The following is a 24,740-nucleotide window of genomic DNA, read 5'->3' on the forward strand; positions in this document are numbered from 1 at the left end:
CGCGTCTCAGCTTCATATTTATTTTGAAGACCGTATGAACCTGACACTTAGATAATCAATGAGGTGACACAGTTAGATGAACACTCTCAAATCTTCAATTTCAAATACTATTGCTAAACATCTTTTTGTCTGCATCCTCGCTCCATTGCCACTTTCCATTCTTTGCAAACTTCGCGGTGATATTTTAGCTAATTGTGCTAATGTTTCTTGACTCCAACCTCGTTCCTGACGATCAGAAGAAATAACCAATCCCAGTTCTTTTGGGACAATTTCTAAATTCATATTATTATACATTTTAAAATCTCCTCATATAACCTGGAGCAATTTACCAACTTAGAGCTTTTTTAAACACGACACTACAACGACAAGAACCTGACATTATTTTAAATAGGATTGAAAAAGGATTTAAGATGCAGTTATTTTAGAATCTTAAGTTTCGATATGCCCATTTTAATTCAGTACCGTTACTCCCAAGGATTAAGTAAATCAATTGGGGTATTGATGAAATCTTTCGTATTTCTTGTGACAAGTTTAAGATTATGTACTTTTGCAGTCGCAGCAATTAAAGAATCAATGGCAGTTAATGGTTTGCTTTTGGACTGACTTTGTATTTGTCCCCAGGTGCCAGCTACATCTCTATCAATTGATAAAATTCGATCCTCAAAATAATTTGGTAATTCAGTTTCTAAATACTGAGATATCTTTTCATATTTTAATGAATCAGTTATTCCACCTATCCCTTTTCTTATCTCTCCTAAAGTAATAACGCTTATATATAATATTGAGCTGTCTTTTTCACCAACCCATTGAACAACCCTTTCGTTAGGTCTTGGTTTTACAAGCTCTGAAATAATATTAGTATCTAATAAATATTTCATAATTCGATATCTCTCATTCCACTTTTATCTCTAACAGTTTCTAAATCAACATCCATCAATGGAGATTTACGTAAAAAATCAACTAAATTGGGTCTTGGTTTGATTAGTTTCTCATAAAGTTCAGTAGATAAAACCACAACTGTAGGTTTACCTCTTAAAGTGATTTCTTGAGGTTTTCCTGAGCTCGCCTCTTTTACTAAATCGCTCAAATGTGCTTTAGCTTCTTGCAGTTGCCAAGATTGCATTTTAAATACCCTTTATTAACTAGTCAGACTAGTTATAATGGTGGTTGGATTTTAATCAGTTGTAAAAGAGTTACAGTTATTGTGAAGTTTCAGCAAGTTTGCAGAAACTTCACCTTTTAATATGTAATTCATATACTAGCCATTTGCTAATTACATACGAAACATATGCTCAACCGTTGGAACAACACGACTGATAGTAGAGTTTGCTATTGTTCCTAAAAGCTTCTCATCCATTTGATTAAAATGAGTAATTAACTCGTTGCAGTAGTGTAACGCATCTTCACTGGTACATCTTGAACTAATATTTGAATGCATCATTGAATTAACAAGATTAACAATAGATTGCTCCACAATTGTGAAACTAGTTTTATTAACAGAGATATTTGCTTTATCTTTATCAAAAGAAACTGTATATATTTCTGGGAATAAATACATGGTTACAATCCCCATAGCATAAAGATCTTTGCAGAAGTGATCCCCAAAAGTATGAGGATCACTATATGCGGTAGTCCACCCAAAAGATTTAGATGAACCTCTTTTATGTGAAGTACCAAAATCAATGAGTTTCATAGATATATTGTTTAAATTTAGAATAAAATTTTGACACTTCACATCGCCATGAATTCGATAGTATTGGTGCAAAATATTAAGATCAGATAGGCCTGAGCTTAGGCAGCGGAGTCGTTTCTCTATTGAAACTTGCAATAGTTCACTCGAAGTATATTGATCTACACTTTTTTCATGTTGCCATTCTGAAACAATGCTTGTTGCTCCGTTTCTTGAAAAATAAAATGCCTGTCGTCCAAGTAATCGATGATATTTAATTTCTCGGATGGCCGCATTTTGAGCTTTAGTAGGATCTGATTCGTTTAACTTTTTAATACCATAGATAGGCTCAGCTGAGTCAGGAGAACTATAACCCTTTTTAACCTTACCAAAACCGCCGCTTTCATATTGCTTACTGTGTTCTATAAAGAAACCATTTTTATTGTCTAACGTAAATTCAGAACGTGGAGCATTTGTTTTTTTTCTACTATTTTTGCTTACAGTAGACTCTAAAACGGGTGGTAATTTTGCAGTGACTCTTTGAAATGCTTTTTCAAATGAATTTTGATCTAATAGTTTATTTGTTATAAGCCTCGATACCATTCCATAAAATCGCTGAAGATTAGAATCAGACAAAGAAAAGAGAGCCTTTAATTTTTCATTGCTAATAATAAAATTACTCTTATCAAATAACTCAAATAAACTAAAAACATCTGTTTTAAATAACTCAGCTTTTGGTTTTATTAAAATTAATTTAAAACAAGAAGTAACTGAGTCTTGATCTAACAAATTTGCTTTTTGTAAATAGCCAATTGCTCTATAGAATCGATAGCCATCAAACTCTTTATTAATTACCTTACTAATTATTTCTTTATTTTCCTTTAACAAGGATTTATCTGATAAAATTTCTAATATTTGCTTTAATGAAAAAATATCATTAGTACAAACATGATCAAATGCTTTTTCATCAAGCAAATCATTTTTCTGGAGTAATTTTAAGGCTGAATTTTTTTCTAAGAAAAATTGGAAGTCTTGCTTTAAGAGCATTGTGAGGGTTTCAATCTTTAAAAGAAATTCCTTAGAATCAAATAATGTTGATACAATCTCTACGAGATAATGAATGTTGCTATTCGTGCATATTGATTTAATGAGTTCATTACTAAGAGTAATTTTTGCGCGATTTAGCAAGGAAATTAAAGTATCGACTGAATAAAGAGATTCTCGCTGAGCAAAATATTCTAAGCATGTATCATTCAAACATTTTGCTTTATCAAGTTCTTGGAGTATCTGAAAAATAGTATGTATTTCTTTTATTTTTCCGACAAGTAAGTTGAGTGCAGTTGTAGTAAGGTGATTTCTGATATGCAAAAATCTTAAAGATTGCTCAGCTGCTTGAGAATAATAAGTTGACTGTGAAGCGATTGCTAAAACAGTTGCAAGAATTTCAGAATTTAAAGCAATTCGCTGAGATGGCAAACCACAAAATAAGTTCTGTAAAAGAGAGCGTCCTTGATGCGGAAGACCATAAATAATTTGAAAATTATGTTCAGTAATTAGCTTAGCGCTATTTAAAATAGTATAAATTTCGAATAAGTAGTTATCACCAAGCTTATTGCTTATAGATTCGATAAATTGCAAGTTACTACCAACAGCAGCTATTTCAGGTATTTTTTTAAGCAGCCTAAATATATCAGAAGCAGTTAACTCATAATCATCTTGAAAAGTATTGAATTTTTGTACGTAATTTCTAAACTTCTTAGCCCGTTCATGATCCCCATAAAAATATTTACGCACGTACCATGTTTGATCGTATTCTTTTAATATCTGTCGAAGTTCGTGTAATTTCATTTTTATCCCATCTCATTCTAGAATAAATGCGGCGAAAATATGACCGAACTTTAACACTGATATGGAGAAATAAAAATTATTTTATTTCAATAGGATCCTTGTAAAGCTATTACTCCATGGTGACTTTGCAGCAAACAGAGTGGATGATTATTTTCCCAAATAACCTATTGATTTTATTACGAATGCTAGTTAACCTTGCTGCCCCAAAATGAAGCATGGTTACTAAATGACACCAGCAAAAGACTTACCAATGGTCATTGAAAAATCACAAGATGAAATTGAGCAAATCATTGCATTAGTGCAATCATCAAACTTACCTGAGGAAACATTCCCGGCATTAGAAGAAATAGCGGCGAATGGTTCTTTAATTCACAATGATGATACCGTTCTTAGAATCGTTGATACGATTCGTCACAACGGGAATATTGGCCCACCATGGCAGCCATAGAATTGCTCTGTTTTATAACAGCCAACGTCACTCTGGTGAAAACATGGAGCGATTGCTCCATAAACGCAATAAGAGTAGTAGCAAGGTCATCCAAATATATGATGCGCTAAGTCATAACATCCCAGAGACTCATGACACCATTATGTGCAACTGCTTGTCCCATAGCTTTTATAAGTTTGACGAATTACAGATCTTTATCCCGAGCAGTGCGTGCCCACAATGAGGTGTACATGGTATTACACGTCTCATCTTTGTAAATTTTGTCACTGGAATTGGTTAGCATGCCACTTTTTGAAAAAGCAATGGATAGTACTTTGAGAGGTATATAACTCTACTGGAAATATTAAATCATCTAATGACATAGAGAAGCTTAAAATTACGATTGTTTCTCTTGAGCTCTAGTAAGTAATTCATCAAATCGTTCATCTAATAAATTTTCAATACTATCAAGCTGCGACATAAACTCATCAATTTTATATTCCATACTGCGTAAAAGCTGCTCTATCTCCTCTAGTTTTTTGTCGGTATCCATGAAATTCTCCTTGTCCATAAATTTATTATAGATAAGAAGCAAAGCGAAAAATGTTTCAGAAAAAAATAAACCTAAAAAAGCAGTAGACTTTCGAGGTCAAACTGCTTTTTTAGGCTAAGGCAGCTTAGCTGCCTTTTTGCGGGATTCTTAATTTTGCCGTAAATGCGGGAACAAAATCACATCACGTATAGAAGGTGAATCCGTAAATAACATAACTAGGCGATCAATCCCTATTCCTTCACCAGCAGTAGGAGGCATTCCATACTCCAGAGCCTCGATATAATCGCTGTCAAAATGCATCGCCTCTAAATCACCAGCATCTTTCTCTTCTACTTGTTTTTGAAAGCGCTCTGCTTGATCCTGAGCATCATTTAATTCAGAAAAACCATTGGCAATTTCACGGCCTGCTATGAAAAACTCAAACCGATCGGTAACTTCCGGATCAATGTCGTTGCGTCTTGCTAAAGGAGACACTTCGGTTGGATAAGCCGTGATAAAGGTAGGTTGAATTAACAAATGCTCAACAGTTTCTTCAAAAATCAACATCTGCAACTTGCCTAAACCATCAGTCTCTTTATAAGCAATGCCTAAGCGATTCAGCACTGCTTTGCAATCATCCTCTGTATCAAGTTGACCATGAGCCAAGTCTTGATGATAATGCAAAATAGCTTCTTTAACCGTCATTCTTGCAAAAGGTTTTGAAAAATCAATTACCTTATCTTGGTACACGATTTGTTGTGTACTCGAAACTTCATCACATAAATAACGTAATAATTCTTCAGTAAAATCCATTAAGTCATTGTAATCCGCATAAGCTTGATAAAATTCCACCATCGTAAATTCAGGGTTGTGACGAGTAGAAATACCCTCATTGCGGAAATTACGATTAATTTCATAAACGCGCTCAAACCCCCCCACAACCAAGCGCTTTAAATAAAGCTCAGGAGCAATACGCAAAAACATCTGCATATCCAAGGTATTATGGTGAGTAATAAAAGGACGCGCAATTGCTCCCCCAGGAATAGGGTGCATCATAGGTGTTTCAACTTCCAGGAATTGCTTACTATCCATAAATTGTCGAAACGCTTTTATTAATTTTGAACGCAATAAAAATGTTTTACGGCTCTCTTCATTCGCAATTAGATCAACATATCGTTTGCGATAACGCACTTCTTGATCAGCCAAACCATGGAATTTATCAGGTAGAGGACGCAAAGACTTCGTGAGTAGTTCAACATGTTCAGCATTAACCGTTAGCTCGCCTGTGTTTGTTTTAAATAACTCACCACTCACCCCAACGATATCGCCTAAATCCCAATGCTTAAATTGTTCATAAAGCTCAGGTAAATCGTTTTGACGAATGTAAATCTGCATACGACCAGAAACATCCTGGATATGAAAAAAGCTAGCCTTACCCATTATTCGGCGTAGAACAATACGTCCTGCAACGGTGGCTTTAATATGCCGCTCTGCCAAAGCTTCTTTTTCTATTTCAGCGTATTGATTCATTAAATCAATCGCTAAATCATGGCGACGAAATTTATTAGGGAAATTAAACCCACTATTACGCAAATCAGCTAATTTTTGTTTACGAATTTGATAAACTTCACTTTCATCTAAATGTTCTTCTGTCATTCTTCCCCTACTCCCGCCTTTAAACTGGCCTCAATAAATTGGTCTAAATCACCGTCTAAAACTGCTTGTGTATTACTTGTTTCAACTCCGGTACGCAAATCCTTTATTCGCGATTGATCAAGCACATAAGAGCGAATTTGAGATCCCCAACCAATATCAGATTTACTTGCTTCCAACGCTTGCTGCGCAGCATTTTTTTTCTGCATTTCCATTTCATACAGTTTAGCGCGCAATTGCTTCATTGCCTGATCTTTATTTTTATGTTGGCTTCTATCAGTCTGACACTGAACAACAATCCCACTAGGAGCATGGGTAATACGTACCGCAGAATCAGTTCGGTTAACATGCTGACCACCAGCCCCTGATGCACGATAAGTATCTATACGTAAATCCGCTGGATTAATCTCGATGTCAATGTCGTCATCTATTTCAGGCGAAATAAAAACGGCAGCGAAAGAAGTATGGCGACGATTCCCCGAATCAAAAGGAGATTTCCGCACCAAACGATGAACACCAGTCTCAGTTCGTAGCCAACCGTAAGCATATTCACCCGTAAAATGAATTGTCGCGCTCTTAATACCCGCAACCTCACCAGCAGAGCATTCAATTAGTTCAGTTGTAAAACCATGCTGCTCTCCCCAGCGCAAATACATACGAAGCAGCATTTCTGCCCAATCTTGTGCCTCCGTTCCCCCCGAACCCGATTGAATATCTAAATAAGCATTCGAAGAGTCCATTTCACCGGAAAACATGCGTCGAAATTCTAAACCAGCGACACGTTGCTCAATGGCCACCATTTCGTTAGCCACATCAGTAACCATCGAATCGTCTTCTTCTGCACGCGCTAATTCGAAAAGCTCTGTCAAATCGACAATAGATTGCCCTAACTGTTCTAATTGGTGCACTATTGCTTCCAGTTGGGCGCGTTCACGACCTAAAGCTTGGGCATGTTCAGGATTATTCCATACTTCTGAAGATTCTAGTTCTCGAACTACCTCTTCTAAACGCTCACGTTTATGATCAAAGTCAAAGATACCTCCTAAGCGCTGTAATTCGCTTATCCAAATCAGCCAAAGTGAGATTGATTTGATTTACTTCCAACATGAGTGCCCTTTCAGTTTTTTATTAAGGGCATTATTGTACAGCTAAAGCTAATTTCTGACCATAGATAGGATTCTTAGCAAAACTAGATAGCTCCCGGGTCTTTGCAGTGGAGATGTGCGATAGTATAAATCGTTATTGTTTAAGATGGTTTACGAAATCCCGCAGCATTAACCGCGGGAGCCCCATTTTCAAGCAAAATTCAATTACGCTAAAACAGCTAATTTTTTCTCTCTCTCCCAGTGTTTCAATGGAGATAACTCGGGGTTACTCATAGTATGAACAGGCAAATAAAACGTTTGCTCCAGCAAAAATTGACCACTTAAAGCTGCATGCGAGACTTGATCCGTAAATACCACCCAAGTGCTATGGGCAGGGAATTCTATGCGTTGTTTATTAACTGTTCGCTGATACCCTTCATCTAATTTCATGCTGTCATGTAAATTAAGCTGATAATGATCATATGCCGAGCGCAAAGTTTTAGTGACTTTAATTAATTGCAATAATTTAGCGATTGTGCGGCTATATGGTGGAATACTTGAAGAAAAACGTGCAACTGCCCTATCAAAAGGCTCACCTAAATGCCAAACTCGTGGCTCACCATAAGGATTAATATTTGTAAAAACACGCAAAATCCTTTGTCCATTGACAGGAGTTGCAGGGAAAGAGTCGACATGTAAACGAGTATCGTCTTTACGTCTTGAGCTACTCCGTCCCTTAATTTCCGCAGGCCTATAACTGGTTCTTCCCCAAAGAAGCCCATTTTCATACTCAGGTAACATGTTAATAAGCAGCTCTTTAGCAAACTCGGCATAGCGTTGCATAAAACTCTTTAACAATACAATGAGCGCAGAGTTATCAGGATGAGAGTCAATTCCCCCCAATTTTTTTGTTTGATAGTCAAAGCTAAGATTTTTATGCTTACCATCTAATATCTTATCGGAGAGTAATTGGTCTTGCTCGTTAGCATCTAGAGGGAACGAATAAAAAGGTAGATAAATCACCTGCCCTGCTTCCAGAGAAACTAACGCTTGTTGCTTAGCCTCGACAGTCAAGGAATCTATACTATCCGTATCCAAAGTATGAAGCAATTGATCCATTTATGGCCTCAAATTATTTAAAAGAGAATAAGAGGGGAATTGTAGACAAATCGACTTAATTTTAATATCCCGTTTCACTATAGTCTATCTAATTGATTTTTAGTTAGCTCAGATGTTACATCACCAGTATTCAAAGTCGCTTTAGGTTCGATCAATATAACATGAACCTCTTCTTTAGCTATAGGCATATGTTCAATACCCTTAGGAATAATTACAAATTCTCCTTCGCTGAGGTGAATGTCTTTATCCTTTAATTTGATCAGAAGTTTACCTTTGACAACCAAAAATAACTCATCTTCATTCTCATGCTTATGCCAAACAAACTCACCCTTAAATTTAGCAAGTTTGACATGAGAATCATTTAAATCACCAACAATTTTTGGTGACCAATACTCCTGAAATAAAGCAAATTTATCTTGTAGATTTATTTTTTCCATAAGAAGCATTAGTTAAAATTGATGATGTTATTATATTCCTGTTCAGACAAAAGTTCATCTTTTGCAAACTCTGCGTTGATTTCAACACGATAAGTAAATATTATTTTATGATTAAAAATTAATCAATCATGATTCTTTGCTCAACTTTTAATTCATCATAACATTAACTACGCGCACTACGCGAACCATAAGGACGGGTAATAATCTCCATAAGATGGCCATTAGGATCTTCAAAATAAACGCCTCTACCGCCATCCCAGTGATTAATTTCACCAAGTTTAGATTGTTCGGGGTCTGCCCAATAACTGAGATTTTTTTCTTGGATTCGCTTAAAAATCTCATCAAATTCTGTCTCGCTAATCAGAAAAGCATAATGCTGAGAATGGATCTCTCCCTTGGCTTTTTTGAAATCTAGGCTAACTTCATTGCCAGTCTGCACCATCACAAAAGGCCCCCAATGGGTAGGCTTAGGAAGATTAAGAATTTCAGCTAAAAATTCTGCTGATGCTTGGTTGTCATGAGCAGCTATGATTGTATGGTTAAGAAAAACAGCCATAGTCTTCTCCTTTTATCGTGAGAACAAACAATTTTATATATTCGTTAAATTAGGATTTGTTCTCAAAACAGTACGATAGGCATTTAAATTCATTAATAACTCAGCTTCTGCATTGGATAGGTGACAACTGTTGATAATTTCCTCTTTGTCACCACCCATTTCGAGAATGCGTAATGCATGCTGATAACCTCCATCATTATCACGCTTGTTTTCTAACGCTTGTAACTGGTTATCCATACTGACAAGCTGACGATTAATTTCTGCAGCTTGTTTCGCAAATCCTAAGTCAGCATTGACTAAAACAGTGTAACTTCGTTGAAGCTGCTTTAGCTCTTGCGTTATCCCCTGGATATGCTGCTTTAACTCTTCCAAAGACTTTTGATAACGGCGAATCACACTGAAAAAAAATAGACTTAAGAATAACATCGTAATTAAAGCAATTGTCATAATGGTTCCTTACTCGTGTCAGCTTTTTTAATTGTCTTGATTTTATCTGATTTATTCGGGGTTTCTTTATCCTCTTCCTCATCATCAATTGTAAGCTTTGGATTTTTCATAATAATTGCTGGATTTAATAATCGCGGAACTGTTTTGTCTTTGGCAATTATCATGTTAACCCGTCTATTTTTAGCACGTCCATCTTCTGTCGCGTTATCAGCAACGGGATATTGATCACCAAAACCTGTTACCGTAATACGACTTTGGGCTACCCCAAACATTGTTAACATCCGTGCAACAGAAGCAGCCCTTGCTGCTGATAGCTCCCAGTTAGAAGGATATTGAGACGTACTAATAGGAAGATTATCAGTGTAACCTTCTAAAGCAATTGGATAAGGAAGCTTCCTGATAACATCAGCAATTTGCATTAATTTCACAAAGGCAATCGGTCTTAGCTCTGCACTGCCACTCTCAAATAGAGCCCCAGCTTTAATATCTAGCTCTACCCACCCATCTTGTGGATTCATTTGATAATCAGAATCCTCAAGATTTGCTAATGATCTAACAAGCTCACCAAAAGGATCTTTAGGCGTCGAGGTCGCCGTTGGACTAATTGGCTCTTTAGGATTAGCCTCATCGACAACAGGCTTCTTATCCCCTTTTTTAGCAAAAGCTGAATGCATGCCTTGTGCCATAGATTTATACTTGGAAACATTAATTGAAGAAATAGCATACATCACTACAAAAAAGGCAAATAGTAACGTAATAAAATCTGCATAGGATACTACCCAACGGTGAGTATCTTCGTGGCTATCCGCTTTCTTTTTTCTTCCGTGCATTCTGATGGTGATGTCCGTAGTTATTTAATTTCAAGTTTAGCATATTTGGACTCTCGCCACTTGCCATGGAGACTAATCCTTCGACAATCATTTCATCATGGTGCATTTGATTAGCAATACAACTCTTTATTTTGTTGGCTATTGGCAGAAACATTAAATTGGCAAATCCTACTCCATAAATCGTAGCTACGAACGCAACAGCAATACCTATCCCTAACTCACTGGGATCTGCCAAATTACGCATAACCTGGATTAAGCCTAATACAGCTCCTAAAATACCTATGGTGGGGCTATAGCCTCCCATACTTTCAAAAACATGTGCAGCACGCATGTCTTGATCTTCAGTCCGTATAATCTCTGATTCAAGAACTTGCCTTATTGTTTGTTTATCAACACCAACCACTAACAATTCCAATCCTTGGCGCATTAATTGATTTTTTTCCCGCTCTATATGCTCTTCTAATGAAAGCAAACCAAATTGCCTTGCTCGTCGAGACAAGTCAATCAGCTGCTCACGACTCCTATCAAATGGTTGTTCTGGTGGACGAAAAATCCATGGAAGAATTCTGAATGCCCGCTTGAACGTGCGAAAAGGAGTTTGAATCATTACAGCTCCCACAGTCCCCCCCAAAACGATAAGCAAAGCGGGTAAATTAAAGAGAGAGTGAATTTCGCCTCCCTCAAACATTTGCCCCCCGATGATCGCTGAAAAAGCAGTAATTAATCCAAGTAATGTCAAACCATCCATAGTGATATCACTCCGGTAGTCGGGATTTGATGCGAAGAGTTGCCTGGCTGTGAATTTGAGAAACCCGAGATTCACTGACACCGAGTACTTCACCAATTTCTTTTAAGTTGAGATCCTGCTCGTAATACAAAGACAGTACCAAGCGTTCTTTCTCGGGCAGACTATCTATGATTTGAGAAAGTTGATTAACCATATCCTCTTGCAATACATTAATATGGGGCTCCGTAGAAGCATTTCCAGTATCAATTTTTAAAATGTCATCAGTAACCCCGAGGTCATCAAAACCATACAACTGGCTTCCGGCGGAGTCTTTTAATATCTCATAATATTCATCAAGGCTTAAATTAAGCTCACTTGCCACCTCATGATCTTTTGCATCACGACCTAAACGATTTTCTACTTTTTTGACTGCCTCTGAAATCATACGTGCATTACGATAAACGGAACGTGGGACCCAATCATTGCGTCGAACCTCATCCAACATATGCCCACGAATTCGAATTCCTGCATAAGTTTCAAATGATGCGCCTTTCGTCGCATCATAATGTCTTACTGCCTCCAGCAATCCTAGCATGCCCGCTTGCACCAGATCATCAAGCTGTACAGAATACGGTAGCCGTCCGAGTAAATGATGAGCAATTCGTTTCACCATTAATGCATGGGTTTTTACCAGCATTTCCTGTGTCTGTTGATTCACTTTGCTATACGCAGCCAAAGCATCCACGATTTCTCCTTAGTCTTTCCGTCAAGGACTAATCCTAATAGGGGCTAATCCTTATCGAGACAAGCTGTAATTCCCTTTAGTGTTCTCCAGTAACTAGACGCTCAAGAAAAAAACTGGTATTACCTCCTAATGCATGTTTATAGGGCCAATCCTCTATCTTGGTAGCAAGTTGCAAAATTGCTTTTGTTGCATTTGAATCAGGATATGCCAAAAGTACAGGCTTTTGTTTTTTAACCGCATCATGTACTCGCTCATCAAAAGGGATAGCGCCAATATAATCCAAACGTACATTTAAGAAATGCTCTGCCACACGGTAAAGTTTGTTAAAAAGCTCTCGCCCTTCTTTTATGCTACGCACCATATTTGCTAAAACATGGAAATGGCTCCATTCATAGCGCTTAGTCATTACCTTGATAAGCGCATAGGCATCTGTTAAAGAAGTCGGTTCATCACAAACAATGACGATAAGTTCTTGGGAAGAACGAGCAAAACTTAATACGGTATCGGAAATACCAGCAGCAGTGTCAATAATCATGTAGTCGACATCATCGGTAAGCTCGTTAAAAGCATCGATAATGCCAGCATGCTCAGCCGCACTCAGTTGAGTCATGTAGTCAGTACCTGAAGAAGCAGGTATTACGCGCACCCCCTCTGGACCTTGCAACATAATATCGCTGAGTCGACAGAGCCCTTGAACAACATGTGAGAGATTATATTTCGCATGCAAGCCCAACATAATATCCACATTGGCCAAACCTAAATCTGCATCCAGTAATAAGACTTTTTTATTTTTTTGCCCCAATGCAATTGCCAAATTGACGGAGATATTACTTTTACCTACTCCCCCTTTACCAGCCGCAATAGCAATAACTTTTACTGGCTTTGAACGAGCTAGATTGCGAAGTCCTGCTGCTTGATCAGCAATATTTCTATTCTTCGACATACAGCCCCCTTGCAATCTCTAATTGCGAATGATGCTCATTACCTTGAAGTAATTTTTCTTGCTCAGTAAATTGTTCTATCAGTTGATGGCGAGTCGCCATTTTAATATCTTCAGGCACACGTTGTCCGTGCGTTAAATAACTGGTTTCAAGTCCTGTTTCTGCTACAGTACTTAAAACACCACCCAGCGCCACAGACTCATCCAACTTAGTAATAATGCATTGTTCAAGACGCTCAATGCCATAATGGGTAATAGCATGCATTAGAACCTGATAATGACTTGTTGCCGGCAATACTAAAACAGTAGAGATGGAATGTAGTTTTGAGCTTAGTAACTCCATTTGAATTTTAACGCGACTATCCGCTGGATTCATACCGGCTGTATCAATAAGAATTAATTTTTTATCACTTAATTGCCGTATCACTCGAGCAAGCGATACATCATCTTGGGCAATGCAAACTTGAACACCGAGTATTTTACCGTACAACATCAATTGTTCATGAGCCGCCATACGATAGGTATCCATCGTTACTAAACCCAGCTTATCGGCTCCAAAACGCAGGGCAAAACGTGCAGCTATTTTTGCCAAGGTAGTTGTTTTACCAACTCCTGTAGGACCAACAAACGCATAAATTCCCCCTTCTTCGATGCGTGGAAGGTTACGGATAGGTAAAGCGTCAGAAAAATGACTGAGAACTTGTTGCCATGCCCTGTGTTGATTAAGGCTTGGGTTAATCTGACTCACCAACTTTGATGCAGTGAGTTGACTAACACTTAAGTCTAATAATTTTTGTGTCAATAAAGCATGAAGCGGTTGTTTTCCATAGCCAGCTTGCCCACGTATTTGTGCTTCCAGCATGCCACGCAATGTCTGAATTTCTTCACGCATATCATCTAAAGGCGATGCTGAAGATAGATTCTCATTTCTCTGACTGACAGGCTCAGCACTAGCAATAGCGGCCTGAGCAGTAAGTACAGTCTCATCAAAATCTACCGCAGCCACAATCTCGACACCGTGCTCAACACGGCTACTTGACAAAATTACCGCATCAGGACCGAAAGTCGCTTTGATTTGTTGCATTGCGCTTCGCGTATCTGGCGCAACAAAGCGTTTTAATTTCATAAGGCCTCCACCTTATTAACCGACTGTACCAATAATTCGTATTTGTTTGTTATCAGGAATCTCCTGATAAGATAAAACATGTAAGTTACTTGAAATATTACGCACAAACCGTGCCAGAACAGATCGTATCCCAGGTTGCACTACTAAAACGGCCAATTCCTGTTTGGCTTGCTGCTGTGCTGCCAGCTGCACCAGAGATTGCTGAATTTTGTCAGCCATACCTGGCTCAAAGCTAACTCCTTGTCCGCCACTATTTTGAATTGTGTTTTGCAATAACTGTTCCAATTCGGGTTTTAAGGTAATAATCGGCAGTTCTTGATTCAATCCACTGATTTTTTGCGTTATCAGACGTGATAACGCCACACGTACCTGACTTATTAAATACTCTGTGTCCTTAGACTTAGAAGCTGATTCTGCCAATGTTTCGACAATTGTTCTAATGTCAGATAACGGAATATGCTCCACCAATAAACCCTGTAGTACTTTGTTGACAGCCCCCAAAGACAAAGCATCTGGGACAAGTTCTTTGACCAATTTAGGTGATGCTCCCGCTAATTTATCTAGTAATTGTTGTGTCTCCTCATAACCTAAGAGCTGGTAACTGTTCTCTTCAAGAATTTGGCTCAAATGAGTAGCTACAACCGTAGAAGCATCCACCACAGTGTATCCGAAAGTATGCGCATGCTCTTTTTGATTCTCATTAATCCAGATAGCATCCAACCCGAAAGCCGGATCTTTAGTGGCTTGGCCGTCTAATTCTCCAAAAACTTGTCCAGGGTTAATTGCCAACCATTTGTCATTAAAGATTGCCGCCTCACCCATCACAACACCGGCAAGGCTAATGCGGTAATGATTCGGCTTCAGATCGAGATTATCTCGAATGTGTACTGTCGGGATAAGAAAACCAAGTTCTTGCGATATTTTTTTACGTACTCCTTTAATTCGTGACAGTAAAACTCCGCCTTGAGTACTATCCACTAAAGGGATAAGTCTATAACCTACCTCAAGACCAATAACATCAACTGGATTAACATCATCCCAAGACAGTTCGCTGCCTTTAGCTTCAGCACCAGTATTGGCCGTTGATTCAGCAATTTTCTCTGCTTTAGCTTTTTGTTTATGTTGTTTAATGAGCATGTAAGCAATCCCTCCCAAACCCACTGCTAGGATCAAAAATGCGATATGTGGCATTCCTGGGATTAACCCGATGATGCCAATTATTGCTGCAGCAATAATTAAAGAACGCGGATTGCCAAAGACCTGATTTACCACAGCGTTACCCATATTTTGCGCGCTTGAAACACGTGTAACCATGATGGCTGCTGCTGTTGATAGAACTAGAGAAGGAACCTGTGCCACCAATCCATCTCCTATTGTGAGTAAAATATAATTGTGTAGCGCGTCGCTTAAACTCATACCATGCTGAACCACACCAATTACTAATCCCCCAATCACGTTAATTAACAAAATCAGAATACCTGCAATTGCATCCCCACGCACAAATTTACTAGCACCATCCATCGAACCATAGAAATCTGCTTCCTGAGCAACTTCTGCACGGCGCTTAACAGCTTGCTCTTGATTAATTAGCCCTGCATTAAGATCAGCGTCAATGGCCATTTGCTTACCCGGTAAAGAATCCAGGGTAAAACGAGCACTGACTTCAGATACACGTCCAGCCCCTTTGGTAACCACCACAAAATTGATAACTACCAAAATAATGAATACCACGAGTCCCACTGTATAGTTGCCACCAATAACTACTTCACCGAACGATTGAATAACTTGACCTGCGGCATCTGTACCAGTATGACCATGAAGCAATACTACCCGCGTGGAAGCAACATTGAGTGATAATCGTAACAAGGTAGCTATTAAAATAACCGTGGGAAATACTGCAAAATCCAAGGGTCTATCACTATAAATTACTGCCAAGAGAACTATCAGAGAGAGCGCGATGTTAAATGTAAAAAGAATGTCGAGAAAAAATGCCGGTAAAGGCAATATCATCATACTCAACATGATGATAAGCATCAGTGGTGTACCCAAACCTTGGCGCATCCATTGACGTATCATTTGTAATGCCGCATTCATTATGCGCTCTCCTCAGCACGTTTTAACTCATCGGGTATTGGCAAACTTTGCAAAAAATCCGGATTTTTATCGTAATTTTGTTTATCTTTAAGCTGAAAAATATAAGCAAGCACCTGGGCCACAGCGACATAAAGTCCTCGCGGAATTTCTGCATTTAATTCAGTTGAAAAATAGATTGCTCTTGTTAAGGGCGGAACAGTTAATAAAGGAACTTTATTAGCCAAAGCGACTTTATTGATTTGTAAAGCAATTAAATCCTTCCCCTTAGCAATAACTACTGGGGCACGATTCCCATTTTTTTTATAACTAAGTGCCACCGCATAATGAGTAGGGTTTGTAAGCACAACATCTGCTTTGGGTACCTCACTCATCATTCGTTTTCTAGCCATTTCCTGCTGGGCTTTACGGATATGACTTTTTACTTCGGGTTTACCCTCTGTTTCTTTGTATTCATCCTTTAATTCCTGCTTAGACATTTTCAGCTGTTTATTATGCTCATGCCATTGAAATGGTACATCGACTGCCGCAATCAGAATAAGACTGGCACTGATAATCAAAAATGATTGCGCGACAGCCCCTAATCCACTACTTATAGCAGTTGCCAATGAGAAATCTGCAAGGCTAAGTAGAAATGGAATTTGCCATTTCAATACAACAATAGCCACTGCCGCGACTAGCAGGAACTTCACTAATGCTTTGACCATCTCAACGAATCCTTTGAGTGAAAAGATGCGCTTTAAACCTTTTAATACACTAAGGCGAGAAAATTTTGGCTGCAAAACTTCCAAACTAAAAACCCATCCCCCCATCAATAATGGGGCACATATGGAAAGCACTAAAATGACAAGCAGCAACGGCAAAATAGCCCAGAATCCCTCACGAACTAGAAAATAAAGTCGTTCTACCAAGAGCAATGGCGTTCTTAAAATAGTACTATCAAAGTCAAAAGCTTGACGCATCATTTGCATAAATTGCTCTGCTAGATAATGCCCAAAAAGAAAAATTCCCCCGCCAGAAAACAGTAACAGCAAGGTGGCATTAAAATCCTTGGAGCGTGCAACTTGCCCTTTTTCTCTTGCTTCTTTAAGTCGCTTGGGCGAAGGCTGTTCGGTTTTTTCCTGGGATTGTTCTTCTTCAGCCATTATTGTTCTTCTTCAGCCATTAATGTAAAAGTCCCATAATAAGTTGCATCCCTTGTTCAAGACTCTCAGCAATCTGTGTCGATACACCAGGCAAACTAATATGGATAATGACCATACCCATCAAAAGTGTCAGCGGAAAACCCATGGAAAAAATGTTAAGCTGTGGCGCTACGCGGGTCATCACCCCAAAAGCCAAGTTAACAATGAGTAACGCTAGAATGGCAGGTAGAGCAACTAGCATGGCTTCTTTAAACATCCATCCTGAAAATGTCAAAATACCACCCAAGGCCGACAAACTAATATCTACTTGCCCTACAGGCATTTCACGAAAACTATTAAGCAAAGCATTTAAAACAGCTAGATGTCCATTTAGACTGAGAAAAACCAAGCTAATAAGCATTAAATAAAATTGACTTACTAAAGGCACAGTAGCCTTACTTGCTGGATCAACCATGACAGCAAAACCAAGACCTGCCTGCATTGCAACGATTTGTCCCCCTAGGATAAAAATCTGAAATACCAATTGCAAAATAAAACCCATCAAAATCCCAAGTAGTATTTCATAGGTAAGAAAAGCGACATAGCGACCATTAAAATGTAATAAAGATAAATTGTCAGCGATTATCGGTGCACATAAAAAAGCCAAAACCATGGCAAAAATGATACGGATTCGTGCAGGTACCATCACTGAAGAAATTAGAGGCATTGTAAGAAACAAACTACTGATTCGCGGCAAAGGCCAGATTACTTTACTAAATAGATTAATCATCTCGGGGTAATTGATGTTCATACTTAACCTATTAAATAAGGGATATTACTAATTAAAGAATCAGTGTAATTCACAATAGTTTTTAACAACCAGGGACCTGCAAACACCAAAACGAAAAAAGTAATCAACAATTTGGGGATAAAACTTAAGCTCATTTCGTTAATTTGGGTTGCTGCCTGAAACATTGCCACCAATAAACCAACAATAAGCCCCGGAATAATTAAAACAGTCAACATAAGTATCATCACGTAAGTGCCTTCGCTAAATAACGACAAGACTGTTTCAGGTGTCATCCCCTCTCCTTAGGTTTAAGAGTATTAAGCTCAAGTGTCCGCTTAACTATTCCTGTATTTATTGTCCGTAACTAAATTTGTCATTCCTAGCAAAAATGACCAATTCCTTAACTCTTCATGTAGCAAAACTCGATGCAAGTGAGCCCAATACCAACGTCCAACCATCCACCATGACAAACAACATAATTTTAAAAGGCAAAGAAATAATTAATGGTGATAGCATCATCATCCCCATTGCCATTAATACGCTAGCAACCACTAAATCGATAATTAAAAAAGGTAGGAAAAGGATGAAGCCAATCTGAAAAGCCGTTTTCAATTCACTAGTCACAAAAGCGGGAATTAATACACTCATAGGAACATCATTAAGTGTACCCGGGGAGTTATTATTAAATTTTTCGAATAATGACAGATCATTTTTACGCGTTTGATTCAGCATAAAATTACGCAAAGGCGCTTGTGCTTTTTGCATCGCTTGAGGAAACTCTATTTCATCGGACAAATAAGGTTGCAGGGCTTGTTGATTAATTTGTGTAAATACAGGAGACATCACAAAAAAAGTTAGAAAAAGTGCAATGCCGATTAATATCTGATTGGTAGGAGTTTGCGCCATTCCAATTGCCTGCCGCAAGATAGATAGCACAATGATAATGCGCGTAAATGCCGTCATTGCCATCAGCAATCCCGGCAAAACACTTAGCAAGGTCATAAAAATCAGGATTTGCAAGTTAACACTATAGGTTTGACCGCCATTAGGCTCCCCTAAAACTGTTACTGCCGGTAACGACGTCGTCGCAGCTTGTACAAACCATGGAAAAGCAAGCAAAAAAATAGCATATAAAAGAATTATAATTTTTCTCATTTTTTATGATTTTCCGAGAGCCGTTTTAAGAAATTCAGTAAATGAAGTTTTGCTCTCTGATAAAAAGCCTGCGGGTAACTCTTCACCGAAATCATGAAGGGTATTAATACTTCCTGAGGTAACTCCTAACAACAAAAAACGATTTCCAATATTAACCAACATTATTTTTTCTCTTGTCCCTAAACTCATGCTTACGATCACCTTAAATCCATTTGTATTACCTAAACCAGCACTGTTAACTCGCCGCAATAACCACGATAAAAATACGATAACACCGACAACGAGCAGGAGTCCTGCCATTACTCGTAAAAGTTCACCATTAGTTATTGAAGGACTATTGCCAGCTTTGTTATTAGCCCATACAGTTACTGGAAATAACATCCAAAATAAACAAAACCGACCTCTCATCGTAAACGCTTAATCCTTTCTGCTTTGCTAACAATGTCCGTTAATCGCACTCCAAATTTGTCATTGACCACCACTACTTCTCCATGAGCAACCAAAGTCCCATTCACTAATACATCTAATGGCTCACCCGCTAAACGATCCAATGCTACAATTCCACCCTGATTAAGTTGTAGGAGATTACGAATAGTCATTTTGGTTCTTCCTATTTCCACGGTTACCGCGACAGGAATATCCAAAATTAATTCCATTTTCTCCACATCAGCATCTTGTGAAACATTATTTGTTTGTGTTGCAGCTCCATTTGCAGACGCTGGATCCATTTGCTCGCTCATTCAACTCCCCTAATAACTTATTTTTTTTATAATCTTTACTGCTCTTTTATCATTAGCACTTCCCATAGTTGCCGTAAACCCGGGGGTACCTTCAATATCCAAGGTGACTTCTTCATTCCTTTCCATAGGAATAAAATCGCCCACTTGCCATTCCATGACTTTGCCTAAAGTGCTACTTGTTTGCGCCATCACAGAACTTACTGTTAACTCCACATCCACTAATTCTTCCTTTAAAGACATAACCCAATTCGGATCAATTTCGTCATCAGGACGAGCAGCACCCAGTTCTAATTGCTGTTTGATAGGCTCAACCATTGAATAGGGAATTACGAAAGAAAAAGAACCCATCTCTTTACCAAAATCAAGATTAAAACGACTAACTAAAAGCAATTCATTAGGCTCACCGATGTGAACAAGTTGGGGGTTTGTCTCATCACCTACTTTTATCGCTTCTAATTTAATTATGGGAGCCCAAGCTTGCTCAATATTATGAACCAACTTTTCAATGATAATTTCCATAACTCTAAGTTCTGTCGCTGTGAAATCTGTTCTGCTAGTTTGCGCTAAAAATTGTGAGCTGCCCCCAAAGTAATAATCAACCAAGTCATAAACAAAAGTGCTATCAAATAAGATTAAGGCCTTACCTCGTAAAGGCTTAAAACGTCGGATGGTCATCAGTGTGGGGTTAGGCAAACTGCTTAGGAATTCCCGATGTTTAACAATCGATAATGCCTCTTGTTTGATTTGTAAATCCTTGGCCATAAGTTGATAAATATCATTTGCGAAAAAGCGCGCGGCTCTATCATGAATCTTGTCCAGTACCGGTAATTCACCACGAACAATTCTTTCCTGGCTTGTGAAGTTAAGTACCTGAACATGTTCATCACGGTTGTGGTCAACGTTAGATGACTCCGTTGTATCTGAAGCATTACCACCTTCTTGTTTGGTAGAACTCTCTTCATCAACTGTATTTAGCAAAGCATCTATTTCTTCCTGTGATAAAACTTCTTTTTCCGCCATAACTTTCCTGTAAGAGCCTCAAGCCGCTATTGCTATACTGACCATGCAAGATGCATAAAGCAAATGACGTGCCAACTCTACATTTGTTCAAATCTCATTACAAAAACAATAGGTCGCTAAGGACAATAGGAGCAAGACGAAAACAATGGCATAAAAACCTATTTTCGTTTTTGAAAAAAACATGCCACACTTATGTTAAAGCCTGGTTTTTAGGTAGAAGTTTAATAATTCTCCCAAGAGACAATAACCTTCGATTCAAGCTATGTCCTTGCCATTTCGAAGACAGAAAAGGACTATGATAAACACATGCTCAGTAGAACTAAACGACTCTCAAACTTCAGCAACTCTATAAAAACCAGTTCCCGCTGTTTGCGTCCGGACAATGAGGCCCAAATCTCGAAAGTTTTTACTCATGCCCCCAGACTATTAGCCCGCGGCAATGGTTCTAGTTATGGAGATTGTTGTGTTAATCACGAAGGAGTCATTGTCGATACCACACGCTTGAACCATCTTCTTTCCTTTGACGAAGCCACAGGAATCTTAATTGCCCAAGGCGGAGTAAGTTTTGCTGATCTTTTTGCAGTAAATCCCAGATATGTTCCTCCTGTAATTCCTGGAACTTTACGCGCAACGCTTGCCGGCGGCATTGCCAATGATATCCACGGCAAGAACAATCACCATGCCGGCAGTTTTGGTCAGCATATAGCCTGGATAGAGTTACAATTAGAAAATGAATCCTTTTTTTGCAGTCCGCAAAAAAATAGAGAGCTTTTTTATGCGACAATTGGTGGGTTAGGTTTAACAGGTATTATCAAACGCCTTGCTATTCATATGCGTCAAGCACCTCATTTCGTACTTACAAAAACTGAAAAATATTTTGAATTAGAGCCATTACTTAAGCAAATGCAATTACAGGGAATTCAGTATGATTATCAAGTGGCCTGGCTTGATTTGCTCAATCAAGAGCGACGTGCATTATTGTCTATGGCCAATCATACCGAAGAGACTTCTTCTAAATCACGCTATCACCTGACTATTCCCAAAATACCTTTTCGGCTAGTGAACAATTGGAATATGCGACTATTCAATCGCTATTATTTCAATCATTATCGAGCTCAAAAACGAATATTACCTCTTTATTATTTTAATAATCCTCTTGATGCAATCCATAACTGGAATCGCTTATACGGTAAAAAAGGGCTAATACAATTTCAAGCTGTTTTTAACCAAGAAACCGCACTGAAAACTATCGAAGAATTATTAGCAATTATCACGACTGCAAGTGCAACTCCAACTTTAGCCGTCTTAAAATATTTTACCCAACCTGGTTGCGGACTCTTGTCTTTTCCCCAGCCCGGATTTACCTTAGCAATTGATTTTATTAACAACACACAAGCACAAACGGCAATTCGTGCAATGAATCAATACATTACCAATATGGAAGGAAAAAGTTATTTAGCTAAAGATTTATTCCTGACTAAAGAACAATTCCGTTGTCAGTACTCTCATCATGAGGAGTTTACTGATTTGCTAGCATACTACAAAAGTCCTATGTCTTCTGATCTGAGTAAGCGATTAGGAATCACTCCATGACTTCTCCTAGAACTTGGCTTATATTGGGCGCTACCTCTGTTATTGCTGAAGAATTTGCGCATTTAGCGGCACAGGCGAAGCAAAAATTAATACTCGTGGGACGCAACCTGGAGCAGCTTGAAATCATAGCGGCCAATATTCGTCTGCGACATCAAGTCAATTGTGAGTTGTTCTTTACTGATTTTTCAGGCGATATAAGCCCCTTGCTAGAATTTTTGCAGCGGAAAAGCAATGAACTTGATCTTTTTATTGCACAGAGTGCAATCCTGCAAAATAATGAATTAAGCCTCAAAACCATTGAAGATATAATTCACACCAATGTCTTAAGCACTTTGCAATTGATCCACATTTATTTACAAAAACCCCAATCACAGCACCGTTTATTTTTTTTAAGCTCTGTCGCCGCCTGTCGTGGACGAAGTAAAAATAGCCTCTATGGGGGCACCAAAGCGGCCATTGAGATATACCTTGAAGGTTTGCAGCAAGCCGCAAAAAAAAATCTGCAGATTACTATTGCCCGATTAGGCTTTATTGATACCGCCCAAACCTATGGTAGTCCGGGAATTTTTTACGCCTCTCCCCCCAAAGCTTGCGCTAAGGCCTGCTGGCGAGCCTGCAAGGCTGGCAAGCGCTTCATCTATCACCCTTTTTTCTGGCGTTTTATCATGGCAATAATTACACGATTGCCTTTTTCCGTATATAAAAGGATGAAATTTTAGCGGAAAAGCCTTATGGGCGGCAGTACGGTATGTATTATTCCAAAAAACTGCAGCACATAAATAATTAAAATAATTAAAACCACCAGATTGAGTAGTGTTTTAATGGCAGAAGGCATAGGTATCAGCACATTCACTAACCATAAAGCTACCCCAAAAACAATAATAAGGGCTAATAGATTCAGTAGGTCGCTCATAATATTCCCTATCAATAGCTTCCTTATTAGTGTAGTACAATTTATTTAAATCTTTTCTGATCTTAAGTCAGTCTACATTTCACTTGCTCGAGCTAAATAGATTGATTTTGAGCACCGGCGCCAAAAATCAATGTAGAGAAACAGAATCTAATCCCACTCCATGTAGTTCTCTACATTATCAGGATTAACCCATTCTCGACGTGGAACAGGTTGTGGCTTAGGTATTGGGTGTGGCTTAAATTTAGGTCTAGCTTCTTTGATCACGGGCTTGGGATTTTCGCCGGCTGTTTTTAATGCTTCTTCTAGACTGATAAAAGTAAAACCATTCTCTTTATACAGATTAATGATATCAGGTAGCACATAGGCATTGAGTAAGTTCGCATGAATTAGCAAAATTTGCGCTTGGTCAGGCTTATTGGCCAAACGGTTATGTTCTTCAGCTTTTAACGTTTGCTGCCAAATAAAATCGATGTAACATTTTTTTAAAACGCTTAAAAATCCTCGTCTTTCCTTTTCTGGAACCGCATATAGAATTTGGTTAAATAAGAAATCTTTGCTATCAACAGTAATGGGGGCAATTTGATAATTCTTTGCGTTTAAAAAATGGAGAACTTCATCTTTTTTACTTCCCTGACTCATTGCTAAATAAGGATAGCGAAAATATTTAGGCTCTGTCATAACGGGTAAAAGAATTTTGTCAGCTGCATCTATTTCTTGAATATAAGTTTTCGCCTTTACGTGGTTTAAATTGACATGTGAATAAGTATGATTACCCAACCCCAAGCCAGCATCGTGAAATTTATGCAGCATTTTCATGTTTTTGGGAGTCACTTCTTTAGCAATCACAAAACCGGTCGCTGGTACCTCATTGTTTTTAAGAGTGGAGATGATCATATCCAAATGAAAGTTTTGACTTTCACCTACAAAAGGCAAATCATCGATAGTGATTGCAATTTCTCTTTTTTGAGCAAAACTTAAGGTGGATAATACCGTTAACAAAAGCAATACAACTAAAAACTGTTTTTTAATCAATGGAATTCTCATCAGAAGTTACGCGTTGAAGCTTACTTATTTTTAATGACAAACTAAAGCAAGGGTTTAAAATTGCGCAAATAATATCATATTTATCAATAATTGCCCATCATGAATTTTTTAAATCCTCTTTGCTTCCTG

At 38.3% G+C, this 24,740-nt stretch carries 29 protein-coding genes; 3 read left to right on the forward strand and 26 right to left on the reverse strand.

The window, feature by feature from the left end; translation table 11 throughout:
* Positions 1–72 precede the first annotated feature (72 nt).
* The 4 genes from Lbru_RS01625 to Lbru_RS01640 all read right to left on the reverse strand — a co-directional run bounded on the left by Lbru_RS01625 (position 73) and on the right by Lbru_RS01640 (position 3,517).
* Complete coding sequence (locus Lbru_RS01625) at positions 73–294, reverse strand: helix-turn-helix domain-containing protein (protein WP_058440444.1); 222 nt, start codon at positions 292–294, stop codon at positions 73–75.
* Between the two features lie 170 nt (positions 295–464).
* The gene (locus Lbru_RS01630; RefSeq protein WP_058440445.1) at positions 465–878 is read right to left on the reverse strand and encodes a type II toxin-antitoxin system VapC family toxin; all 414 of its coding nucleotides are present in this window, start codon (positions 876–878) and stop codon (positions 465–467) included.
* Positions 875–1,123, reverse strand: coding sequence for a type II toxin-antitoxin system Phd/YefM family antitoxin (locus tag Lbru_RS01635; protein ID WP_058440446.1), 249 nt, complete (start codon positions 1,121–1,123; stop codon positions 875–877). The genes Lbru_RS01630 and Lbru_RS01635 overlap by 4 nt, the downstream gene beginning before the upstream one ends.
* Before the next feature lie 150 nt (positions 1,124–1,273).
* Positions 1,274–3,517, reverse strand: a complete 2,244-nt coding sequence (locus tag Lbru_RS01640; protein WP_058440447.1) for a protein kinase domain-containing protein — start codon at positions 3,515–3,517, stop codon at positions 1,274–1,276.
* 226 nt (positions 3,518–3,743) lie between these two features.
* On the opposite strand from Lbru_RS01640, the gene Lbru_RS01645 reads away from it, so the two are divergent.
* A complete protein-coding gene (locus Lbru_RS01645) occupies positions 3,744–3,965 on the forward strand; it encodes a hypothetical protein (RefSeq protein ID WP_058440448.1) in 222 nt (73 codons plus the stop codon).
* A gap of 376 nt (positions 3,966–4,341) precedes the next feature.
* On the opposite strand, the gene Lbru_RS17030 is transcribed toward Lbru_RS01645, so the two are convergent.
* The 20 genes from Lbru_RS17030 to fliM form a co-directional block, all read right to left on the reverse strand.
* A complete protein-coding gene (locus Lbru_RS17030) occupies positions 4,342–4,497 on the reverse strand; it encodes a hypothetical protein (protein WP_157061475.1) in 156 nt (51 codons plus the stop codon).
* A 147-nt stretch (positions 4,498–4,644) separates the two neighbouring features.
* Entirely contained in the window at positions 4,645–6,132 is a 1,488-nt protein-coding gene (gene lysS / locus Lbru_RS01650) for a lysine--tRNA ligase (RefSeq protein ID WP_058440449.1), read from the reverse strand.
* Positions 6,129–7,236 (reverse strand): peptide chain release factor 2 gene (gene prfB / locus Lbru_RS01655; RefSeq protein ID WP_131793601.1). Its coding sequence is split into 2 segments (ribosomal slippage): positions 6,129–7,160 and positions 7,162–7,236, totalling 1,107 coding nucleotides; the frame shifts between segments, so codons are not numbered across the junction. The genes lysS and prfB overlap by 4 nt, the downstream gene beginning before the upstream one ends.
* A 203-nt stretch (positions 7,237–7,439) precedes the next feature.
* The gene (locus Lbru_RS01660; RefSeq protein WP_058440451.1) at positions 7,440–8,333 is read right to left on the reverse strand and encodes a Kdo hydroxylase KdoO; all 894 of its coding nucleotides are present in this window, start codon (positions 8,331–8,333) and stop codon (positions 7,440–7,442) included.
* Positions 8,334–8,410: 77 nt separating this feature from the next.
* Positions 8,411–8,770, reverse strand: coding sequence for a cupin domain-containing protein (locus tag Lbru_RS01665; RefSeq protein WP_058440847.1), 360 nt, complete (start codon positions 8,768–8,770; stop codon positions 8,411–8,413).
* 163 nt (positions 8,771–8,933) lie between these two features.
* Complete coding sequence (locus Lbru_RS01670) at positions 8,934–9,326, reverse strand: VOC family protein (RefSeq protein ID WP_058440452.1); 393 nt, start codon at positions 9,324–9,326, stop codon at positions 8,934–8,936.
* Between the two features lie 33 nt (positions 9,327–9,359).
* Complete coding sequence (locus Lbru_RS01675) at positions 9,360–9,773, reverse strand: DUF2802 domain-containing protein (RefSeq protein ID WP_058440453.1); 414 nt, start codon at positions 9,771–9,773, stop codon at positions 9,360–9,362.
* Positions 9,770–10,603 carry an OmpA family protein gene (locus Lbru_RS01680; protein ID WP_058440454.1) on the reverse strand — a complete coding sequence of 278 codons (834 nt, stop codon included), beginning with the start codon at positions 10,601–10,603 and terminating at the stop codon, positions 9,770–9,772. Before Lbru_RS01680 ends, Lbru_RS01675 begins: the two co-directional genes overlap by 4 nt.
* Positions 10,575–11,351 carry a flagellar motor protein gene (locus Lbru_RS01685; RefSeq protein ID WP_058440455.1) on the reverse strand — a complete coding sequence of 259 codons (777 nt, stop codon included), beginning with the start codon at positions 11,349–11,351 and terminating at the stop codon, positions 10,575–10,577. Before Lbru_RS01685 ends, Lbru_RS01680 begins: the two co-directional genes overlap by 29 nt.
* Positions 11,352–11,358: 7 nt before the next feature.
* On the reverse strand, positions 11,359–12,075 hold the full coding sequence (locus Lbru_RS01690; protein WP_058440456.1) for an RNA polymerase sigma factor FliA: 717 nt from the start codon (positions 12,073–12,075) through the stop codon (positions 11,359–11,361).
* Between the two features lie 76 nt (positions 12,076–12,151).
* Entirely contained in the window at positions 12,152–13,018 is an 867-nt protein-coding gene (locus tag Lbru_RS01695) for a MinD/ParA family protein (RefSeq protein WP_058440457.1), read from the reverse strand.
* Positions 13,005–14,141, reverse strand: a complete 1,137-nt coding sequence (flhF, locus tag Lbru_RS01700) for a flagellar biosynthesis GTPase FlhF (RefSeq protein WP_058440458.1) — start codon at positions 14,139–14,141, stop codon at positions 13,005–13,007. Before flhF ends, Lbru_RS01695 begins: the two co-directional genes overlap by 14 nt.
* Before the next feature lie 15 nt (positions 14,142–14,156).
* Positions 14,157–16,235: a flagellar biosynthesis protein FlhA gene (gene flhA / locus Lbru_RS01705; RefSeq protein ID WP_058440459.1), complete on the reverse strand. Its 2,079-nt coding sequence runs from the start codon at positions 16,233–16,235 to the stop codon at positions 14,157–14,159.
* On the reverse strand, positions 16,235–17,377 hold the full coding sequence (gene flhB, locus Lbru_RS01710) for a flagellar biosynthesis protein FlhB (RefSeq protein WP_058440460.1): 1,143 nt from the start codon (positions 17,375–17,377) through the stop codon (positions 16,235–16,237). Before flhB ends, flhA begins: the two co-directional genes overlap by 1 nt.
* A 19-nt stretch (positions 17,378–17,396) precedes the next feature.
* The gene (fliR, locus tag Lbru_RS01715; RefSeq protein ID WP_058440461.1) at positions 17,397–18,167 is read right to left on the reverse strand and encodes a flagellar biosynthetic protein FliR; all 771 of its coding nucleotides are present in this window, start codon (positions 18,165–18,167) and stop codon (positions 17,397–17,399) included.
* A 2-nt stretch (positions 18,168–18,169) separates the two neighbouring features.
* Positions 18,170–18,439 (reverse strand): flagellar biosynthesis protein FliQ, encoded by a 270-nt coding sequence (fliQ, locus tag Lbru_RS01720; protein WP_058440462.1) that lies wholly within the window; start codon positions 18,437–18,439, stop codon positions 18,170–18,172.
* A 115-nt stretch (positions 18,440–18,554) separates the two neighbouring features.
* Positions 18,555–19,301 (reverse strand): flagellar type III secretion system pore protein FliP, encoded by a 747-nt coding sequence (gene fliP / locus Lbru_RS01725; RefSeq protein WP_083500792.1) that lies wholly within the window; start codon positions 19,299–19,301, stop codon positions 18,555–18,557.
* Between the two features lie 3 nt (positions 19,302–19,304).
* Positions 19,305–19,709 (reverse strand): flagellar biosynthetic protein FliO, encoded by a 405-nt coding sequence (fliO, locus tag Lbru_RS01730; protein ID WP_083500793.1) that lies wholly within the window; start codon positions 19,707–19,709, stop codon positions 19,305–19,307.
* Entirely contained in the window at positions 19,706–20,029 is a 324-nt protein-coding gene (gene fliN, locus Lbru_RS01735) for a flagellar motor switch protein FliN (RefSeq protein WP_420795298.1), read from the reverse strand. Before fliN ends, fliO begins: the two co-directional genes overlap by 4 nt.
* A 21-nt stretch (positions 20,030–20,050) precedes the next feature.
* Positions 20,051–21,061 (reverse strand): flagellar motor switch protein FliM, encoded by a 1,011-nt coding sequence (gene fliM / locus Lbru_RS01740; RefSeq protein ID WP_058440464.1) that lies wholly within the window; start codon positions 21,059–21,061, stop codon positions 20,051–20,053.
* A 306-nt stretch (positions 21,062–21,367) separates the two neighbouring features.
* Here fliM and Lbru_RS01745 point away from each other — a divergent pair, with 306 nt between their 5' ends.
* Positions 21,368–22,654: an FAD-binding oxidoreductase gene (locus Lbru_RS01745; RefSeq protein ID WP_058440465.1), complete on the forward strand. Its 1,287-nt coding sequence runs from the start codon at positions 21,368–21,370 to the stop codon at positions 22,652–22,654.
* The gene (locus Lbru_RS01750) at positions 22,651–23,373 is read left to right on the forward strand and encodes an SDR family NAD(P)-dependent oxidoreductase (protein ID WP_058440466.1); all 723 of its coding nucleotides are present in this window, start codon (positions 22,651–22,653) and stop codon (positions 23,371–23,373) included. Before Lbru_RS01745 ends, Lbru_RS01750 begins: the two co-directional genes overlap by 4 nt.
* Here Lbru_RS01750 and Lbru_RS01755 read toward each other — a convergent pair.
* Together Lbru_RS01755 and Lbru_RS01760 are read right to left on the reverse strand one after the other, a co-directional pair.
* A complete protein-coding gene (locus tag Lbru_RS01755; protein WP_058440467.1) occupies positions 23,370–23,567 on the reverse strand; it encodes a Thivi_2564 family membrane protein in 198 nt (65 codons plus the stop codon). The genes Lbru_RS01750 and Lbru_RS01755 overlap by 4 nt on opposite strands.
* A 147-nt stretch (positions 23,568–23,714) precedes the next feature.
* Positions 23,715–24,611: a polysaccharide deacetylase family protein gene (locus Lbru_RS01760; RefSeq protein ID WP_058440468.1), complete on the reverse strand. Its 897-nt coding sequence runs from the start codon at positions 24,609–24,611 to the stop codon at positions 23,715–23,717.
* Positions 24,612–24,740 lie beyond the last annotated feature (129 nt).

It is taken from the genome of Legionella brunensis (assembly GCF_001467025.1).
Taxonomy (GTDB): domain Bacteria; phylum Pseudomonadota; class Gammaproteobacteria; order Legionellales; family Legionellaceae; genus Tatlockia; species Tatlockia brunensis.

Coding starts and splice junctions, on each gene's coding strand:
- Lbru_RS01625 (WP_058440444.1), bottom strand. CDS start 294: ATGTATAATAATATGAATTTAGAAATTGTCCCAAAAGAACTGGGATTG.
- Lbru_RS01630 (WP_058440445.1), bottom strand. CDS start 878: ATGAAATATTTATTAGATACTAATATTATTTCAGAGCTTGTAAAACCA.
- Lbru_RS01635 (WP_058440446.1), bottom strand. CDS start 1,123: ATGCAATCTTGGCAACTGCAAGAAGCTAAAGCACATTTGAGCGATTTA.
- Lbru_RS01640 (WP_058440447.1), bottom strand. CDS start 3,517: ATGAAATTACACGAACTTCGACAGATATTAAAAGAATACGATCAAACA.
- Lbru_RS01645 (WP_058440448.1), top strand. CDS start 3,744: ATGACACCAGCAAAAGACTTACCAATGGTCATTGAAAAATCACAAGAT.
- Lbru_RS17030 (WP_157061475.1), bottom strand. CDS start 4,497: ATGGATACCGACAAAAAACTAGAGGAGATAGAGCAGCTTTTACGCAGT.
- lysS (WP_058440449.1), bottom strand. CDS start 6,132: ATGACAGAAGAACATTTAGATGAAAGTGAAGTTTATCAAATTCGTAAA.
- Lbru_RS01660 (WP_058440451.1), bottom strand. CDS start 8,333: ATGGATCAATTGCTTCATACTTTGGATACGGATAGTATAGATTCCTTG.
- Lbru_RS01665 (WP_058440847.1), bottom strand. CDS start 8,770: ATGGAAAAAATAAATCTACAAGATAAATTTGCTTTATTTCAGGAGTAT.
- Lbru_RS01670 (WP_058440452.1), bottom strand. CDS start 9,326: ATGGCTGTTTTTCTTAACCATACAATCATAGCTGCTCATGACAACCAA.
- Lbru_RS01675 (WP_058440453.1), bottom strand. CDS start 9,773: ATGACAATTGCTTTAATTACGATGTTATTCTTAAGTCTATTTTTTTTC.
- Lbru_RS01680 (WP_058440454.1), bottom strand. CDS start 10,603: ATGCACGGAAGAAAAAAGAAAGCGGATAGCCACGAAGATACTCACCGT.
- Lbru_RS01685 (WP_058440455.1), bottom strand. CDS start 11,351: ATGGATGGTTTGACATTACTTGGATTAATTACTGCTTTTTCAGCGATC.
- Lbru_RS01695 (WP_058440457.1), bottom strand. CDS start 13,018: ATGTCGAAGAATAGAAATATTGCTGATCAAGCAGCAGGACTTCGCAAT.
- flhF (WP_058440458.1), bottom strand. CDS start 14,141: ATGAAATTAAAACGCTTTGTTGCGCCAGATACGCGAAGCGCAATGCAA.
- flhA (WP_058440459.1), bottom strand. CDS start 16,235: ATGAATGCGGCATTACAAATGATACGTCAATGGATGCGCCAAGGTTTG.
- flhB (WP_058440460.1), bottom strand. CDS start 17,377: ATGGCTGAAGAAGAACAATCCCAGGAAAAAACCGAACAGCCTTCGCCC.
- fliR (WP_058440461.1), bottom strand. CDS start 18,167: ATGAACATCAATTACCCCGAGATGATTAATCTATTTAGTAAAGTAATC.
- fliQ (WP_058440462.1), bottom strand. CDS start 18,439: ATGACACCTGAAACAGTCTTGTCGTTATTTAGCGAAGGCACTTACGTG.
- fliP (WP_083500792.1), bottom strand. CDS start 19,301: ATGAGAAAAATTATAATTCTTTTATATGCTATTTTTTTGCTTGCTTTT.
- fliO (WP_083500793.1), bottom strand. CDS start 19,709: ATGAGAGGTCGGTTTTGTTTATTTTGGATGTTATTTCCAGTAACTGTA.
- fliN (WP_420795298.1), bottom strand. CDS start 20,029: ATGGATCCAGCGTCTGCAAATGGAGCTGCAACACAAACAAATAATGTT.
- fliM (WP_058440464.1), bottom strand. CDS start 21,061: ATGGCGGAAAAAGAAGTTTTATCACAGGAAGAAATAGATGCTTTGCTA.
- Lbru_RS01745 (WP_058440465.1), top strand. CDS start 21,368: ATGCTCAGTAGAACTAAACGACTCTCAAACTTCAGCAACTCTATAAAA.
- Lbru_RS01750 (WP_058440466.1), top strand. CDS start 22,651: ATGACTTCTCCTAGAACTTGGCTTATATTGGGCGCTACCTCTGTTATT.
- Lbru_RS01755 (WP_058440467.1), bottom strand. CDS start 23,567: ATGAGCGACCTACTGAATCTATTAGCCCTTATTATTGTTTTTGGGGTA.
- Lbru_RS01760 (WP_058440468.1), bottom strand. CDS start 24,611: ATGAGAATTCCATTGATTAAAAAACAGTTTTTAGTTGTATTGCTTTTG.